Origin of the sequence: Massilia sp. Leaf139, from assembly GCF_001424165.1 — a bacterium.
GTDB lineage: Bacteria > Pseudomonadota > Gammaproteobacteria > Burkholderiales > Burkholderiaceae_D > Telluria.
The window spans coordinates 136,277-152,797 of the sequence record NZ_LMOJ01000024.1 but is presented as its reverse complement, the minus strand read 5'-3'; the positions used below and the strand labels follow the sequence as shown (position 1 = coordinate 152,797).

The 16,521-nt window shown below is 67.2% G+C and carries 13 protein-coding genes; 4 read left to right on the top strand and 9 right to left on the bottom strand.

Going from position 1 to position 16,521, the window contains the following annotated elements; translation table 11 throughout:
* Positions 1–94: 94 nt before the first annotated feature.
* The 3 genes from ASF77_RS16480 to ASF77_RS16470 form a co-directional block, all read right to left on the bottom strand.
* Complete coding sequence (locus tag ASF77_RS16480) at positions 95–1,084, bottom strand: diacylglycerol kinase family protein (protein WP_056341532.1); 990 nt, start codon at positions 1,082–1,084, stop codon at positions 95–97.
* An 88-nt stretch (positions 1,085–1,172) separates the two neighbouring features.
* Positions 1,173–1,697, bottom strand: a complete 525-nt coding sequence (locus ASF77_RS16475) for a GNAT family N-acetyltransferase (RefSeq protein WP_056341530.1) — start codon at positions 1,695–1,697, stop codon at positions 1,173–1,175.
* Positions 1,698–1,772: 75 nt separating this feature from the next.
* On the bottom strand, positions 1,773–3,047 hold the full coding sequence (locus ASF77_RS16470; protein WP_056341527.1) for an amidohydrolase family protein: 1,275 nt from the start codon (positions 3,045–3,047) through the stop codon (positions 1,773–1,775).
* A 226-nt stretch (positions 3,048–3,273) separates the two neighbouring features.
* On the opposite strand from ASF77_RS16470, the gene ASF77_RS16465 reads away from it, so the two are divergent.
* From ASF77_RS16465 to ASF77_RS16450, 4 genes are all read left to right on the top strand, one after another.
* Entirely contained in the window at positions 3,274–3,984 is a 711-nt protein-coding gene (locus ASF77_RS16465; protein ID WP_056341523.1) for a phasin family protein, read from the top strand.
* Positions 3,985–4,262: 278 nt separating this feature from the next.
* Positions 4,263–6,026 carry an ABC transporter ATP-binding protein gene (locus tag ASF77_RS16460; protein ID WP_056341520.1) on the top strand — a complete coding sequence of 588 codons (1,764 nt, stop codon included), beginning with the start codon at positions 4,263–4,265 and terminating at the stop codon, positions 6,024–6,026.
* Complete coding sequence (locus tag ASF77_RS16455; protein ID WP_373961892.1) at positions 6,013–7,818, top strand: ABC transporter ATP-binding protein; 1,806 nt, start codon at positions 6,013–6,015, stop codon at positions 7,816–7,818. The genes ASF77_RS16460 and ASF77_RS16455 overlap by 14 nt, the downstream gene beginning before the upstream one ends.
* Positions 7,819–7,990: 172 nt before the next feature.
* The gene (locus ASF77_RS16450) at positions 7,991–10,072 is read left to right on the top strand and encodes a GGDEF domain-containing protein (RefSeq protein ID WP_056341517.1); all 2,082 of its coding nucleotides are present in this window, start codon (positions 7,991–7,993) and stop codon (positions 10,070–10,072) included.
* Between the two features lie 89 nt (positions 10,073–10,161).
* Here the strand turns inward: ASF77_RS16450 and ASF77_RS16445 are convergent, their stop codons facing one another.
* The 6 genes from ASF77_RS16445 to ASF77_RS16420 form a co-directional block, all read right to left on the bottom strand.
* Positions 10,162–10,698, bottom strand: coding sequence for a transposase (locus ASF77_RS16445; RefSeq protein WP_056341514.1), 537 nt, complete (start codon positions 10,696–10,698; stop codon positions 10,162–10,164).
* 141 nt (positions 10,699–10,839) lie between these two features.
* On the bottom strand, positions 10,840–11,085 hold the full coding sequence (locus tag ASF77_RS16440) for a hypothetical protein (protein WP_056341511.1): 246 nt from the start codon (positions 11,083–11,085) through the stop codon (positions 10,840–10,842).
* A gap of 10 nt (positions 11,086–11,095) precedes the next feature.
* Entirely contained in the window at positions 11,096–11,449 is a 354-nt protein-coding gene (locus ASF77_RS16435; RefSeq protein ID WP_229445464.1) for a hypothetical protein, read from the bottom strand.
* A 64-nt stretch (positions 11,450–11,513) separates the two neighbouring features.
* A complete protein-coding gene (locus ASF77_RS24705; protein ID WP_200934193.1) occupies positions 11,514–12,401 on the bottom strand; it encodes a hypothetical protein in 888 nt (295 codons plus the stop codon).
* Between the two features lie 12 nt (positions 12,402–12,413).
* Entirely contained in the window at positions 12,414–16,055 is a 3,642-nt protein-coding gene (locus ASF77_RS16425) for a tubulin-like doman-containing protein (RefSeq protein WP_056341504.1), read from the bottom strand.
* A 25-nt stretch (positions 16,056–16,080) separates the two neighbouring features.
* Positions 16,081–16,518, bottom strand: coding sequence for a hypothetical protein (locus ASF77_RS16420; protein ID WP_056341501.1), 438 nt, complete (start codon positions 16,516–16,518; stop codon positions 16,081–16,083).
* Positions 16,519–16,521: the final 3 nt, after the last annotated feature.

The following is a 16,521-nucleotide window of genomic DNA, read 5'->3' as shown; positions in this document are numbered from 1 at the left end:
ACGGGGCGCCCACCCTACAAGACACGCAACGTGACGTATGTAGGGTGGGCGCCCCGTGCCCACGTAGACGCATGCGTCGCGTTGGCACATGTCGCTAGCTGGTGCCGGCGCCCGACTCGGTGCCGGCGGCGCTGGATGCCGCATCGGCCGCCGGTTTCAGCAGGAGCAGCCGCCCTTCCACCACCTGGAACACCAAGGGCATGCGCATGCGCGTCACTTCGCCGTCGGTGGCGACCTTGATGCCGCGCCGCGGCGACAGGCGCGCGTGCTTCACGGTCAGGCGCTTGAAGGAAAAGCCGATCACGTTGTCGGCATCGCCCAGGCGCCCGAGGGCGCCGCGCAGCATCAGGCCGAGCATGCCGAGCTTGCCGACCGGGCGCGGTGCGATCGCCGCCAGCTCGCCCTCCTCGACCGCCTCGGTCAGCGGTTCCATGCCGACCTGCTCCATCTGCAGCCGGTTGTTCCCGACGAACAGGGTCGGCGTGCGCAACTTGCGCGTGATGCCCTCGGTGTCGAGGGTGATGCGCAGCGAACGATGGCGGCCGAGCGCGGTTTTTAAAGCCGAGAGGATGGCAACCACGCGGCTGCGGCCGTACTGGCGCTTGTCGTGCTCGCGCGCTTCCAGCAGTTGCGGATACAGGCCGACGCTGGCGTTGACGAGGAAGATGCGGTCGTTGACCATCCCGATCTGCACCGGCGTCACGCGCGCGCCCAGCAGAGCATGCACGGCCTCGGCCAGGTCTTCGGGAATGCCGTGGGTGCGGCCAAAGTAGTTGAATGTCCCCTGCGGCAGCACGCCGAACAGGCAGCCCTGGCGCACCGCTTCGTGCGCGACCGTGTTGATGGTGCCGTCGCCGCCGGCCGCCACCACGATGCCGTTTTCCTCGCGGGCGCGGGTCGCCATGCGGCGCGCGATGTCGCCCAATTGGGCTGGATCCTCCACGATCTCGAGATGGCAGGTGCGCCCTGCCGCCTGCAGCACGTCGCGGATGGTCGACTCGCGCAGCGCGGTTTCCGAATGGCCGGAACCGGCGTTCATGACGACGTAAAAGGCTGCGTTCGGCCCGGGTTCGGCGACTTGCATGGAGCTGCTTTCGTGGATGTTGAACTGACAATGATCCTATCATCGCCCACGAGGCCATGCTGCACCGCTGACCGGCGGAGGGCCGGGTCTACTCGTCCGCCGTCGGCCAGTGATCCGGATCCTGCAGCAGCTGGTACATGACGTAGGCGTCGACATAGCCGAGCCGCTTGTGGCGGAAGGCTTTCGGCAGCGTGCCGACGATGGAGAAGCCGAGCTTCTTCCACAGCATCACGGCGGCCGTATTCGTGCTGACCACGTAGTTGAACTGCATCGCCAGGTAGCCCTGGCCGCGCGCCTCGAGCAGGCTGTGTTCGCCCAGCATGCGGCCCACGCCCGCGCCCTGCGCCGACGGGCTGACCATGTAGGACGCGTTGGCGACATGGCGCCCGCGCCCGAGCTGGTTCGGCACCACGCGGTACATGCCCAGCACGCGTTCGCCCAGGGCCGCCACGCGGCTGGTGACGCCCTGGCCGAACCAGTAGGCCTGCACCGCCTCGCGCGTGGTCTCAGGTTCGAAAGGATAGGTTTCCCCCGCATCCACATGGGCGCTGAAGATGTTCCACATGGCGTCGAAATCGGCGCTGGTGGCGGGGCGGATCTGGATATCGTTCACGGCTCTGCAGTACTGTTCCGATGCGCTATATGCATACTTCATGGGCTGGCGATTCTAGCACCCGTGGCGGCAAACTCAGCGTCCGATACGGAAATCGACCGTCTCCGGGCGGCCGGCCAGGCGCAGGGCCGAGACGTTCGGCGCCGCTTCGGCCACCACTGTCCCGCGGCGCACGACGGCGCGGCGCGTGGCGCGCAGGCGGATCGCTTCGGCTGGACTCGATGCGCCCAGCAACACCAGGTCGGCGTGGCAGCCGGGCGCGATGCCATAGCCTTCCAGGCCGAGGATGCGTGCCGGGGTCTCGGTGACGGCGAGGAAGCACTGGCGCATGGCCGCCTGCCCCGTCATCTGCGCCACGTGCAGGCCCATGTGGGCCACTTCCAGCATGTCACCCGACCCCAGGCCGTACCAGGGATCCATCACGCAGTCGTGGCCGAAGGCGACGTCGATGCCGGCCGCCAGCAGTTCCGGCACGCGCGTCATGCCGCGCCGCTTCGGATAGCTGTCGTGGCGCCCCTGCAGCGTGATGTTGATGAGCGGATTGGCGATCGCCGCCACGCCCGACTCCTTCATCAGCGGCAGCAGTTTGCTGACGTAATAATTGTCCATCGAATGCATCGAGGTGAGATGCGAACCTGCCACGCGCCCTTGCAGGCCGAGGCGCCAGGTTTCATAGGCCAGGGTCTCGATGTGGCGCGAGAGCGGATCGTCGGTCTCGTCGCAATGCATGTCCACGCGCAGGCCCTGCCCGGCCGCGAATTCGCACAGCAGGCGCACCGACTCCGCGCCCTGCGCCATGGTGCGCTCGAAATGGGGAATGCCGCCGACCACGTCCACGCCCATGGCGATGGCGCGCTTGAGGTTGTCGAAGGCGCCCGGACTGCGCAGCAGGCCGTCCTGCGGAAAGGCGACCAGCTGCAGGTCGATGTAGGGCGCGATGCGGCGCTTCACCTCCAGCAGCGCCTCGACGGCCAGCAGGCGGTCGTCGCAGATGTCGACATGGGTGCGGATCGCCAGCAGGCCGCGCGCCACGGCCCAGTCGCAATATTGCAACGCCCGCTCGATGAGGGCCTCCTGCGCCAGTTGCGGTTTCAGCTCGCCCCACAGCGCAATGCCTTCGAGCAAGGTGCCCGATTCATTCACGCGCGGCAAGCCGTAACTGAGCGTCGCGTCCATGTGGAAATGGGCGTCGACAAAGGGCGGCGACACCAGGTCGCCGCCGGCGTCGATCTCGCGTACGCCCTGTGCGGACAGGCCCGCTTCAACGGCAACGATGCGCTCGCCGGCGATGCCGATGTCGATCTCGCGGCGGCCGTCGGCCAGGGTGGCATTGCGTATGACAAGATCCATGGGCGCTCCTGTTCAGATCGGATGATTGTAGCGATTTCCCCATCTTTTTAAAGCGTTTGCTGGCGAATTGGGTGTCGAATTGTAACGGTGCTGCAATGCAATATTGCGCTGATGACATAGTGACAAATTTCGCTTTGCAGGGCTCAGCATCAGGACTACACTAGTTATGTTGCAGTGCGCCATATCCGACCAGCCGAACACTTGCTCAAGCATATAAGGAATCACAATGACTTCCCTTCCAGAACAGTTTTCCGCAATCCGCCATACCCAGCTCGACAATGGATTCAACCTGATGCGCAGCGTCGGCGAGGGTGCCCTCGACCAGACCAGCCGCGTGCTCGCGCTGCAGCTCGACGCCTCGCGCAGCGCCATCGAACACTCGTCCAACACGATGCGCCAGCTGCTCGCCGTGCGCGACCCGCGCGACCTGCTGGAAATCGGCGCGCAGTCGCAGCGCCAGTGGCGCTCGATGTTCGACTACGGCCGCGAACTGTTCAGCCTGGCCGCCGGCTTCACGCCGCTGCGCAGCTACAGCGCCGACGCCCTGAACGCGATCACGACGGCGAACGCCGCCGCAGCGCAGCAAACGGTCGACGCCGCCGTCGCCAGCATGACGCCGGCCGCTCCTGAAGCCGCGCCTGCGGTGCCTCTCACCGCTCCCGTAGCGGAACCGGAAAGCACGGCAGCCTTTGTCGTCGTCACCTCCGACGTCGAGCCGGACGCCGCGCCGACGCCGATCGCCCAGGCGGCCAGCGAAATCACCGACATGTCGGTCGCGCCGCCGCACCCGGTGGCCGCCAGCGTGCCGGTCGAGGTGTCGGTCGAGATCGAACTGCCGAAGGTCGAGCCAGTCGATGCGACCCCGCCGGTGGTAATGCCGGCCACCACCAAGGTCACGGAACTGCGCGGCACCAAGGGCCGCCGCAAGCAGAACTGACCCAGGCGCCAGGCGCGCTGCGCCTGAGGTGCAAAAACAGTAAACTAGCGGGCTTCGGCCCGCTTTTTTATTTGGCCTAGACCCGTAGGGGTGGTCGAGGCCAGTGGCCTTGACCACGGTTTCAACGGGCGGGTTCCCCGCCCACGCGTTCAACCGGCATCTGCATGATTACTCCTGTGGTATGCACCCGTGCGTTGAACGCGTGGGCGGGAGACCCGCCCACCCTACGGTATGTTAATGACGGTCGCGGGCGATTAACAACCGCAACAAGGAACATCATGAGTCTAGCAAGCCTGGTCGGCGGCTTCGTGCTGCGCCACTGGAAAGCCTATGCTTCGTCGGCGGTGATGCTGGCGGGGGTGGCCGTGTGCACGGTCTGGGTGCCGCGCAAGGTCGGCGCGATGATCGACGGCCTGGCCGCGCATACCTTGTCAAGCCACGGCCTCACCATCGGCATCCTGCAGCTGCTGGCCCTGGGCGTGGCGATCTACGTGCTGCGCGTGAGCTGGCGCATCCGCCTGTACGGCGCGGCCTACCGCCTCGGCGTCGAACTGCGCACGCGCCTGTACGCGCGCCTCTCCGCGCAAGGCCCGGCCTTCTACCAGAAGCAGCGCACCGGCGACCTGATGGCGCTGGCCACCAACGACATCGACGCCATCGAGATGGCCGCCGGCGAAGCGATGCTGGCGGGCTTCGACGGCACGCTCACCCTGATCATGGTGCTGGGCGTGATGCTGCTCGGGGTCGACTACCGCCTGGCCCTGATCGCGCTGCTGCCCTTCCCGCTGATGGGTCTGGCCTTCTGGTACATCTCGCGCCACATCCACACGGCCGAAACGGATTCCTTGAAGCGCTTCTCGACGCTCAACGACCATGTGCAGGAATCGCTCTCCGGCGTGCGCACCGTGCGCGCCCTGGGCCTGGAAGCGCGCAGCAGCAGCCAGTTCTCGGAACTGGCCGGCCAGGCGGCCGACGCCAGCCTGACGGCGCAGAAATGGGAAGCAGCCTACGAGCCGGCCGTCGGCCTGACGCTCACCGCCGCCAGCACGCTCACCCTCGGCCTGGGCGGCTACCTGGTCTGGAACAACCAGCTCACCATCGGCGCGCTCACCAGTTTTACCATGTACCTCGGCCAGCTGATCTGGCCGATGTTCGCGGCCGGCTGGGTGCTCTCGCTGATCGAACGGGGACGCGCCGGCCTGGCGCGCCTGCAGCCGATGCTCGACGCGCCCCTTACCGTGGTCGACGAAGGCAGCCTCACGCGCATCGAGGATGGCCCACTGGTGCTGCGCGACGTCCACTTTGCCTACGGCGGCGCAAGCGGAGAAGTAACCCGTCCCGCGCTCGACGGCGTCTCGGTGGCGCTGCGCCCCGGCATGACCCTGGGCCTGGTCGGGCCGACCGGCGCCGGCAAGTCGACGCTGCTGCGCGTGCTCCTGCGCCAGGCCACGCCGCAGGCGGGCGCCGTCACCTGGGGCGGCCATCCGTTGGAGAGCTATCAACTGGCCGCCCTGCGCGCGGCCACCAGCTGGGTGCCGCAGGAATCCTTCCTGTTCTCGGCCAGCATCGCCGAGAACATCGCCCTCGCCCGCCCCGGCGCCAGCCGCGCCGAGATCGAACAGGCGGCCGACATGGCCGCCATCCACGACGACATCCTGCGCTTCCCGCAGGGCTACGACACCCCGGTCGGCGAAAAGGGCATCACGCTTTCGGGCGGCCAGCGCCAGCGCGTGGCGATCGCGCGTTCGCTGCTGGCGGAAAGCTCGCTGCTGCTGATGGACGACGCCTTGTCGGCGGTCGACACCGGCACCGAGACGCGCATCCTCGAGCACCTGGCCGAACTGCGCGCGAATAAGCCGGAGCTATCGGCCATCATCGCCAGCCACCGGTTGTCGGCCGTCGTCAACGCCGACCTGATCGTGGTCTTGAAGGAGGGCCGCATCGTCGAATCGGGCGACCACGACACCCTCCTCGCCCTGGACGGCTGGTACGCCAGCCAGTGGCGCTACCAACAACTGGAGGCCAGCCTTGACGCAGCCTGATACCGCCGTGAAGCCCGACCTCGTAAAACCGGGCCGCGCCCAGGTCACGCAGGCGGCCGGCCTGCTGCGCCGCGCCGCCTGGCCCGACCGCCGCCAGCTGGTGCTGGCCACGCTCTGGCTGATGCTGGCCGCCGGCCTCGAAGTGATCGGCCCGATCCTGGGCAAAGCCCTGATCGACGACTACCTCATCCCCCGGAACGCCGACTGGACGCGCATGGCCCTGCTGCTGGGCGGCGTGCTGGTTTCGGGCTGGGCCGCGTCCTGGCTGCGCTACCTGCAGCTGATCCGTCTGTCGGGCATGGCGATGCGCTCGGTGCGGCGCCTGCGCGAATGGGTGTATGGCCACGTGATGCGCCTGCCGATGGCCTTTTTCGACCGCGCGATCACCGGCCAGCTGGTCAGCCGCGTGACGAACGACACCGAGGCGGTGAAGACCCTGTACATCCAGGTGCTGTTCGTGCTGCTCGATTCGAGCATCGTCCTGGTCGGCACCATGATCGCCATGGCCTGGCTCGACTGGCGCCTGATGCTGATCGTGCTGGCCCTGCTGCCGGCGGTGCTGATCATCGTCTGGCTCTACCAGCGCCTGTCGGCGCCGGCGGTGACGCGCGCCCGCGCTCTGCGCAGCGACATCAACGGCCAGATGGCCGAATCGATCGGCGGCATGACGGTGCTCCAGGCCAGCAATGCGGCGGGCCGCTTCGGCGAGCGCTTCGCCGCCACCAACGACAAGCACTATCACGCGCGCCTGTCCGAGCTGAAGGCGAACGCCTTCCTGCTGCGCCCGGCGCTGGATCTGCTCAACGTGATCCTGCTGGCGGTGGTCATCTTCAGCTTCGGCCAGCGCGAGATCGGCGCCGTCGAAGTCGGCGTGCTGTACGCCTTCATCAGCTATATCGCGCGCGTGGTCGAGCCGCTCATCCAGATCACCATGCAGTTCAGCGGCCTGCAGCAGGCGGTGGTGGCCACGGCACGCGTGTCGACCCTGCTCGACGAGGCCGGCGCCGCCGAACACGCGCAGGGGCGCGGCGCCGGTTCGCGCCTGGAGGCCAGTCCGGACGCGCCGGCCGTGCGCGTGCGCGACCTGAGCTTCGCCTACGTGCCGGGCCAGAACGTCCTGCACTACATCTCGCTCGACATCCCACAGGGCGCCTTTGTCGGCATCGTCGGCCACACCGGCAGCGGCAAGTCGACCTTGTTGTCGCTGCTGCTGCGCTACTATCCGGCCGAGAACGGGCGCATCGAGATCTGCGGCGAGCCGATTGCCGGCATCGACAACGAGCGCTTCCGCAACGAGGTCGGTCTGGTGCCCCAGGATCCGTTCATTCTGGCGGCGTCGGCGCGCGAGAACATCGACATGGGACGCGGCCTGCCCCTCGATCGCATCGAGGCGGCGGCGCGGGCGGCGCATGCGCACGGCTTCATCGCGGCGCTGGAACAGGGTTACGACACCCCGCTCGGCGAAGGCGGTTCGCGCCTGTCCTCGGGCCAGAAGCAGCTGGTCGCGATCGCGCGCGCCCTGGCCGGCGAGCCGCGCATCCTGCTGCTCGACGAGGCGACCTCGCGCATCGACAGCGCGACCGAGCAGATCGTGCAGGAAGCGCTGGACGAGTTGCGCGGCCACGTGACGATCATCGCGATCGCGCACCGGCTGTCGACCATCCGCGACGCCGACCGCATCGTCGTGCTCAATCACGGGCGCATCACGGAAGCGGGCGCGCACGAGGAACTGATGCGGATCGAGGGCGGTTTGTACCAACGCTTGTACTTGTTGCAGCAACTGGCCGTGTAGGCGCCGGTATGCATGCTTTCGTGGCATGCGTTAACGCCAACATTGCCGTTTCGGCGTCGCTTTTTTGCGATACCGAAGCAAAAAAAGCGATATTTCTGCTCTGCAACAAGAATATAATGACAGATGGGCGCGCGTGACTACGCGATACCGACCACCCCATCGAAAGATCATTATGCAGGCAGCTCGCAAGTCCAGACAGCCCCGTCGTCGCGTCGCGACGCTGCTGGCCTCGTTATTGCTGAGCGCCTCCTGCGCCTGGGCCCAGGCCGCGGCCCCGCTCGCTGAACCGCTCGCCGAGCGCCTCGCCGAGATCCGCGAAATCAACCGCTTCATTCCCGAACGCGCGCTGCCGATGCTGCGCGCGATCCAGGCCGAGGCGGGCGCGGCTTCGGCCGAGGCCAACGGCGAGGTGCTGTCGCAGCTCTGCATCGCCTACATGGGCGTGGGCCGGCTCGCCGAGGCGCTGGCGACCTGCGATGAGCTGATCGAATTCGGACGCCGCACCAACAACAACGGCGCCCAGGCCAAAGGCCTGCTCGGCAAGGGCTATATCAAGTACCGCCAAAAGGAACTGGCGCTGTCGCACGAGCTGGTCTGGGAGGCGGAGCGCCTTGCCCTTACCACCGACGACATCGACCTGCGCGTGCGCGTCGGCGTCTCCTCCGCCGAATCGTATGCCGAAGACGGCAACTTCCCCCTGTCGCTCGAAAAGACCCAGGCGATCCTCGCCTACACGCGCCAGCATGGCGGCCCCGTGCACCTGGTGATCGTGCTCAATTCGCTGGCGCGCCTGTACGGCCAGATGCGTGAATTCGACAAGGGCTTCGAGGCCCTGGCCGAGGCCACCGAGGCCGCTGTCAAGACCAATTCGCCGGGCCGCATGGCGACCCTGAAGGCAAGCGAATACGGCCTCGCGGTCGATACCGGCCAGCTGCCGCGCGCGCTCAAGGCGCAGACCCTGGCGCTGGAACTGCAGCGCAAGATCGGCGCCCAGTCGCTGGTTGTCCGTTCGCTGGTGAACATGGCCGACTGCTACCTCAAGATGCGCGACTACCGCAATGCCAAGGCGTACTCGCTGGAGGCGATCGAGGCAGCGCAGCGGATCAACGACGACGTGGCGCTGGCGACCGCGCGGGTGAACCTGGGCCAGGCCTATCTGTCGACCGGACAGATGGCGGAGGGCAAGCGCAGTTTCGAAGCAGGCCTGGCGGTCTACGAAAAAACCGGCGACAAGCCCGAGCTCCAGATGGTGCTGGCCGAGTACGGCGAGGCGCTCGAGCGCGCAGGCGACTACGCCGGCGCGGTGGCCGCCTATCACCGCGAGCGCGGCCTGTCGAACGAACTGTTCGAAAAGCGCCGCCAGAAGGCGCTGCTCGAACTGCAGGAAAAATACGACGCCGACAAGAAGCAGCGCCAGATCGTCCTGCTCGAACGCGAGAACGAGATCAAGTCGGTCGAGATCGACAACCGCCGCCTGCAGCAGCGCGTGTGGTGGCTGCTGGCCGCCGTGTTCGCGCTGGCCTCGTTCGTGGTCGCCCTCCTCTACCGCAAGGTGCGCCACGCGAACGCGCAGCTGTTCCTGAAGAACCAGGAACTGAAGCAGCAGAGCGTGCGCGATCCGCTCACGAGCCTGTACAACCGGCGCCACTTCCAGGACTTCATGCGCGGCCACCGCAACGAGGAAAAGCGCGGCGCCGGCACCTCGGGCGAAGAGATGGTCAGTGCGCTGTTCCTGATGGACGTCGACCACTTCAAGCACATCAACGACACCTGGGGCCACGGCGCCGGCGACGCGGTGCTGATCAAGATCGCCGAGAGCCTGCGCGAGATCCTGCGCGAGACCGACATGATCGTGCGCTGGGGCGGCGAGGAATTCCTCGCCTTCCTGCCCTCGATCCCGCAGAGCGGCCTGGACGAAGTGGCGCGCCGCCTCCTGAATGGCATCAGCGCGACCAGCATCGAGTTCCAGGGCACGACGCTCAACGTCAACGTCTCGATCGGCTTCGCCCCCTACCCGCTGGCTCCGGCCGGCACCCCGCTGCCATGGGAGCGCGCCGTCAACCTGGTCGACATGGCCCTCTACATGGCCAAGGGCCACGGCCGCAACCGCGCCTACGGCGTGCGCGGCTTCACCAACTTCGGGCGTACCTCGATGGAAGAAGTCGAGCAGAACCTCGAACAGGCCTGGCGCGCCGGGTTCGTCGACATGTCGATCGTGACGGGTGGGTATCCGGATTTGCGGGCGAGCGCGTAAAAATCCACTGGATCATGCTGTAGGGTGGACGGGTCTCCCGTCCACGCGTTCAACGTCCGAGCGACAACCCACTGGCCCGTTTTACCCCGTCACTCCCACCACAAATCCGGCATCTCCGCCGGCCCGCCCCAGTCCGCCGGATACACCCCTTCCCGCACATACCGTCCAAAACTCGAATACGGCCACAACGACGCATGCGCCACCTGCCCGTGCTTCACCGGATTGATATGAACGTAATCCATATGCCGTTCAAAATCCCTTTCATCCCTGATCTGGTGCTCCCAGAAGCGCCGCTGCCAGATGGCCGATTCGCCGCGGCGTTGCATGCAGGACGATCGTGCAGCCGAACCGGATCGTTCACGGCAAGCGTAAGAGACATGGTGCTTGATCTCGCGCCAGCGCTGCGAAAAGTTGCTGTCGCCTTCGGGTAAAGTCCAGATGCAGTGCAGGTGGTCGGGAAGCTGTACCCAGGCATCGATCGTGAAGGGGCGGCGCGCGCGCGCCTTTTGGATGGCTTCGCGTGTCGCACGCAGAACGTCAGGTTCGCACAGGATGGGGCGTCGATGCCATGCGACAAGTGTGAAGAAGAAGGTGGAGCCAATATGGGCGCGACGGAATCGGGACATCGCGTGATGGTAATGCGGGGTATTTGCAGTGGTTAATCGTGCGGTGTGGTGGGATGAGGGACATCAAGCGGGGCCGTGACAGGCAATATCTCAGTGGATGCACCGTTGAACGCGTGGACGGGGAACCCGTCCACCCTACGGTTAGGTGTCCGTTCGTTGATGCTGCGGTTCGCCTTTCCATGCCACCAATGCTACGAAAATCGCGGCGACGAGGCAGCTATAGACGATGGTGGCGAGCTGGCCGTAGGGCGCGAGCAGGATGGGGCCGCCGATCAGGGCGGCGAAGAAGCCGGCGTAGACGGCCCAGCCTTGCCAGACCAATGGAAGTCCCCAGCCCCAGCCGCGCGAGGCGGGGCGGACGGGGAACCAGTAGCGGGGCGTTTTCATGATGTTGAGATCAGCGCGCCGCTTCCTGCATCTTCTCGCCGGCGCGTTCGACCTTCTCGCCGACCTTTTCCGTGGCCTTTTCCAGTCCGCGGCCGGCCTCCTGGGTGGCGTCCTTGATCTTCTCGCGTGCTTCCTCGGTGCGTTCGGCGAGCTGGCGGCGCTCCTGCTCGGCGCGCTCAGCCAGTTTTTTCGCCGCCTCGTCCGCCTTTTCCAGCGGGGCGCGCAGGTTCTCGGCGACCCGGTCGCCGGCTTCATCGACCGCCTTGCCGGCCTTTTGCGCCGGGCCCATCGCGTCTTCGTCGCGCGTGCAGCCGGCGGCCATGGCCAGAACCAGCAGCGCACTGAACATGGTCGTGTATTTCATGGCTCGCTCCTGTGATGGTGTTTCCTGAAGCATACACCTTGTGGCAACCGCATTGTCGCCTCCATCAGCGCATCTTCCTTCCTTCGACCTCGTCTGCGCGCGGATGTTCGGGCGCGCGTGCGTCGATCTCTTCCTTCGTGGCGCGCGTGGCGTCGTCCTCGCCCCAGCGCTTGGTGAAGGTGCGCAGGCGCGTGCGGGCGCGCTCGATGGCCGAGGCCGATAGCGCCGCGTCGACCGCCGTCTTCGCTTCGCGCCAGGCCTTGTCGCGCTGGCGCTTGCGGGTGCAGACGCCGCTGGCCTCGTTGAGCGCCTTCTGCACGCGCTGCAGCTGCTCGGGCGTGGCCTTGGTGCCGCGCAGGGCGATCAGTTCGCTCTGGGCCTCGCGCGGCTTGCATTCGGTCGCCAGCGCGATCGCCTTGTCCATCTGCGCCTCGATGCGCCGGTTCGAGGGCTTGGCGATCAGCCAGATTGCCCATAACGCGGCCAGGGCCAGCAGCCACCAGCGCAGGCGCACCGGGGCACGCGTGGGCGGCGGCGCGCCTGCCGGGCCGGCACGGGGCGGCGCCGGCTGGGGTCGCGGTGGCGGCGGCGTGTCCACGGGCGGGGCCGGACGCGCGGGTGCGGGCGCCGGCCTCGCTTGCGCAGCCGCGGCTGGCATGGGCGCAGCCGGTGCGGGCGCCGGCGCCGGCGGCGTCTCGGGGCGCGCGGCGGGTGCCGGCGGCGGCGCTGCCTCGGCCTGGCTGGCCGCAGCGGCAGTAGCAGCCGCGCTCATGGCCGCCGCTACCGGAATCGACTCGCGCACGGGCCTATCCGGCGCCGCGCTGGCCGGCGCCGGCCGCAAGCCGGCCGTCTCTCCCTGCGCAGTGCCGCAATACGGGCAGAACCGCACGCGGCGCGGCAGGGCGTGCCCGCATGCGGCGTGGATGCAGCGCACTAATGAATCGTCTTGCACAACCCTCCCCTGTTATTGCGGATCCGGGACGCCGTCGTCCGGATCGGGAATCGATGGGGCGGCGGCGATGCCGGGAATGTCGGCCACGCTGCCCCACTTGCCGGTCTTCGGATCCTGCGCCATGTTCCAGGCGCGCGTGGCCAGGTCGATCTCGCCGCGCGCCAGCTGGCGCGCCACCTCGTCGACCGCGAACGGCCCGCGCTGGGCGCCGCCCACGAACAGTTTATAACGCGCAGAATCTGGTGAAAGCGCCGGGGCCGGCGCCGGATCGGGAATCGCCGCCGGCGGCACGCCAAGCGCGCGCACCTCCAGCGCCGCCGCGGCGCGCGCCTCGCTGGCCAGGATCTCGGGTTTCACGACGCGCTTGTCGAGCGGACGTTCCACTTCCCAGCTGTAGGCGTCGTGCGCCGAATCGGGCACGGTCTCGCTCCAGGCCGCGATGCCCGCCAGCGCGGCATCGGCCGCGGCGTTCGACAGGGTTGGATCGGCCGCCAGCGCACGGCGCAGCCAGGCTTCGTACAGGCGCCGCGCCGTGATGTTCGGCAGCGAAGGCGATGGCAGCTGGGCGCCGGTCTCGTCGGTCTCCAGGCGCGGCTCGTACACCCGCAGCTGGTAGTGGCGCATCAGGGCGGCCAGCAGCAGCAACTGGTGCGGCCCCAGGCCCGCCTGGCGGTTGCGCACGGCCGCGATCACCTGTTCGCGATAATACGGCGGCAGGCCGTTCGAGCGGATTGCGTACTCGTTCCCGATTTGCAGCCATTCGCCCGATCCCGGCTCGACCTCGAACAGGTACTGGCCGCGCGGCTGGAAGGCCGCCTCGCGGTCGCCCGCATCCCCCTTGCGCCGGATGACGCCAAGCGCAATCGCCTGCAGGAACCACTCGTAGTCGTCGGCCAGGCGATTGAGTTCGTCCATCGAGGGCGAAATCGGATGGCGGAAGCGGGTCGAATCGAAATGCAAGTGGGTCGGGATCTTCGGATTCTCGATCTGGTAGGAGGCGCGCCAGGTCGGCAGGCCGCGCAGGATCGTCATCGGGAAGCCCGACAGCTCGATATAGCAGGTGGCGCGCCCGGGAATGCCGGTGTTCACGACCGACACCAGGTCGCCGTGAAAATACCCGGTCGGCACCGCGGCGCGGATCTCGCCTTCCATCCGGCGCCAGGCACTCACGTCGCCCACTCCGATAAAACACTTGAATTGATCCGAATTCGGAGTGAACTCGGCCGAGAAGCGCGCGTTCACCCAGGGCATTGCGCTGCGGATCCATTCGGCGAAGACGCGCTGGCGTTCCTGCGGCGTCATCGCGTTCAGGCGTTCGAGCAGCGGATCGGCCGGCTCCTGCAGCAGCTCGCCGTTCGACAGCTGCGTCTGCGCGCGGCGGAACAGTTTCAATAGCAGATCCGCGCGGGTACGCTCGTCGCCCAGCTGCGGGAACAGTTTGGCGGAACCGCCGAATTCGAGCAGCACCTCCTCGCTCCAGACGCTCACGTCTCCCGTCAGGCGCACCGGCGCCGGCTGCATGTCGCCGGCCAGCTTGATGTAGGTGGCGTGCTCCTGGCGCGCGTCCGCGCGCAGCTGGCTGATGCGGCCGTCGACGGCGCGCAGGATCTCCTGCACATGGCGCCGCCCTTCCTGGAATTCGCCGGCGATGCCGCTCCACTGGGCATTGCCGTGCTCGTCGGTCGACTGCGGCTCGCCCAGCCAGGTGGACATGTTGCGCATCACCTCGATCGACTGCGCGGCCGACACGGCCAGCAGGTGAAAGCGCAGGTAGTCGGCGATGTCGCGCTTCAGGTGCGCCATGACCTCCCTCGCCTGCGCATCCTTGCCGAACAGGCGCCCGGCCGCCTGCGACAGGTTGTTCAGCGACTCCTCGACCTGGCGCGTGCGCAGCGCGTCGCGGATGTCGCGGTAGCGGCGGCCGTTGCGCTCGGCGTTGGCGAGATCGCGCTGCAGCAGGCGCGCTTTGACCTGCTCCAGCAGCGAGAGCACGAATTCGAGGCCACCCTGCTTGCGGTCGTCCAGCAGCGCGTACAGGCGCTCGCGCACCCGCGCCTTCAGGCCGTTCGTCAGTTCGACCGTGTGGCGCTTGATGCGGTCTTCGCTGGTCTCGGCGCTGGCGCCGGCTTCACGGATGGCGTCGCGCTCTAGGTTGGGCAGCAGCTCGGCCACGCGCTCGCGCCACTGCGGCACGTCAAAGGCGGCCATGATGCGATCCATCTCGAGCTGCACCTTGCTCTCGACCCGCTCCAGCAGCGAGCGCCCTTCCTTGTCGCGCAGGAGCAGGCCGGTCAGCGCGTATTCCTGGAACGGCGCCACGTCCACCGTCCCCTTCTTAAAGTCCGGGAACTCGTCGAAGGGCAGCTCGCGCATGTCCATGTGCTCGCGCATGAAGCCGTCGCGTTCCTGGTCGCCCGCACGCCGCGCCAGCGCGCCGTCGCGCCCGACCAGGCCGAAGAATTCCTTCACCATCAGCGCCGCCAGCTCGTAGGCGCGGATGTCCTCGCGCAGGCTTTGCTGGGTGTCGAGCACCGACTGGCCAAAGGCGGAGTACACCTTCGAGTAGGACAGGCGCATGTCGCCGAAGCGCGCTTCCGGCACGCGCGGGTTGTAGGGCCCGAGCTTGTGCTGCTGCTGGTTGACCGCGACCGAGCGCTTGCGGTTGGCGAAGTCGGCCGAGGCGAAATCCTCGAACAGGGTGTCGGCCACCATCTGGTAGACGTCCTTGACGTCGTTCGTGGCCTTGTTGGCGAGGTTGGCCGTGTCGACGAAATACACGTCGTCGAAAGGCGCGCCGCGCCCGGTGATACTGTCCGGATCCATCCATTTGACCTGCGCGTTCATGTCGCGCATGGTCGTTTCCAGTTCCATCAGGGTGGCATAGGCATTCGCCTCAGTGCGCTCCTTGTTCGCTTTGGCAAAGCCCGAAGGCATGAACATCACCAGGTCGACCTGGCTGTCGGCCACTTCCTGGCGCGCGATGGCTTTCGCCATCCACCCCAGGTCGATGGCGCTGCCGGCGCCGGTGCCGCCCGCGTTCGAAGCGATGACGACGATGCGGAATTTCGAGGTGTCCACCTGCAGGCCGAGGCGCTGGTAATTCTCCTTGCGCTCGATGCCGGCGTTGCTGCCCAGGTAGTTCAGCGCGCCCTTGATACGCCCGCGCAGCTTCGGGTATTTGTCGAACAGGTACAGGCGCGCCACGGCGCGGATCTGGCCCGCGCCTTTCGACGGGTCGATGCCGAGCGAGCGCAGTTTTTTCGGCCGCAGCGGCATCCATTTCTCGATCAGGGGAAAGCGCGCCAGGCTGTCGTCGGACTCGTGGTACTGCGGTAGATCCAGCGGCTCCACCAGCCGCTCCTCGTCGGTGAGTTTGACCAGTTCGTACCAGGGATCGGTGCGCTGCGACTTGCCCTCGTCGATGACGGAATTCGAGTCGAGGTCGAAGTGGAGGAAGCGCGCGACCGGGAAGTCGGCGATCGATTCGACCCGGGTCGGATGGTGCCGGTTCCAGACGGCGGACAGGATGCGCCGGCGGATGCGCATCATGACTTCCATGCCGGTGCCGCCAGCGCCGATGAACAGCGTCGGGCGCAGGTCGACCTTCAGTTCGGACTTGCGGTTGATTTGGTCAAGCGTCGGGATATCTGCCATATCATTGTCCTTTAACTTCGTTCCTTTAGCGGCGGCCGATGAACAGGGCCGCGATCAGGCCGGCCAGGCCGACCGCGACCAGCGGCACGGTCACGCCGAAAGTCAGGTATTTGCTCGCGTTGATAATCGCCAGTACCACCGCCGCCGACAGGAAGGCCAGCCCGACGAACAGCAGCCAGCCGGCGCTGCCCGCGGTGGACGGCGCCACGCGGCGCACGACCAGGTGGTGCACATAGGCGTTGCGGACAAAGAAGTACACCACCAGCAGCACAAGGAACACGCCGCTGCCGATGGCGACGTCGCGCGTGGAGGTGTCGGTGGCCCGGGCCGGGGCGCCGGGCATGACCTCGACCGGGCCGGTGGCCGTCTCCGGCAAGGTTTTGGGCAGCGGATCGTCGGGCGTGTTCTTATCCGCGGGCAGCTTGAAGCCGGGATCGGTCTGGGCGGTGTTTTGGGCTTGCATGGT

Coding starts and splice junctions, on each gene's coding strand:
- ASF77_RS16450 (WP_056341517.1), top strand. CDS start 7,991: ATGCAGGCAGCTCGCAAGTCCAGACAGCCCCGTCGTCGCGTCGCGACG.
- ASF77_RS16480 (WP_056341532.1), bottom strand. CDS start 1,084: ATGCAAGTCGCCGAACCCGGGCCGAACGCAGCCTTTTACGTCGTCATG.
- ASF77_RS16435 (WP_229445464.1), bottom strand. CDS start 11,449: ATGAAATACACGACCATGTTCAGTGCGCTGCTGGTTCTGGCCATGGCC.
- ASF77_RS16440 (WP_056341511.1), bottom strand. CDS start 11,085: ATGAAAACGCCCCGCTACTGGTTCCCCGTCCGCCCCGCCTCGCGCGGC.
- ASF77_RS16465 (WP_056341523.1), top strand. CDS start 3,274: ATGACTTCCCTTCCAGAACAGTTTTCCGCAATCCGCCATACCCAGCTC.
- ASF77_RS16420 (WP_056341501.1), bottom strand. CDS start 16,518: ATGCAAGCCCAAAACACCGCCCAGACCGATCCCGGCTTCAAGCTGCCC.
- ASF77_RS16470 (WP_056341527.1), bottom strand. CDS start 3,047: ATGGATCTTGTCATACGCAATGCCACCCTGGCCGACGGCCGCCGCGAG.
- ASF77_RS16445 (WP_056341514.1), bottom strand. CDS start 10,698: ATGTCCCGATTCCGTCGCGCCCATATTGGCTCCACCTTCTTCTTCACA.
- ASF77_RS16460 (WP_056341520.1), top strand. CDS start 4,263: ATGAGTCTAGCAAGCCTGGTCGGCGGCTTCGTGCTGCGCCACTGGAAA.
- ASF77_RS16425 (WP_056341504.1), bottom strand. CDS start 16,055: ATGGCAGATATCCCGACGCTTGACCAAATCAACCGCAAGTCCGAACTG.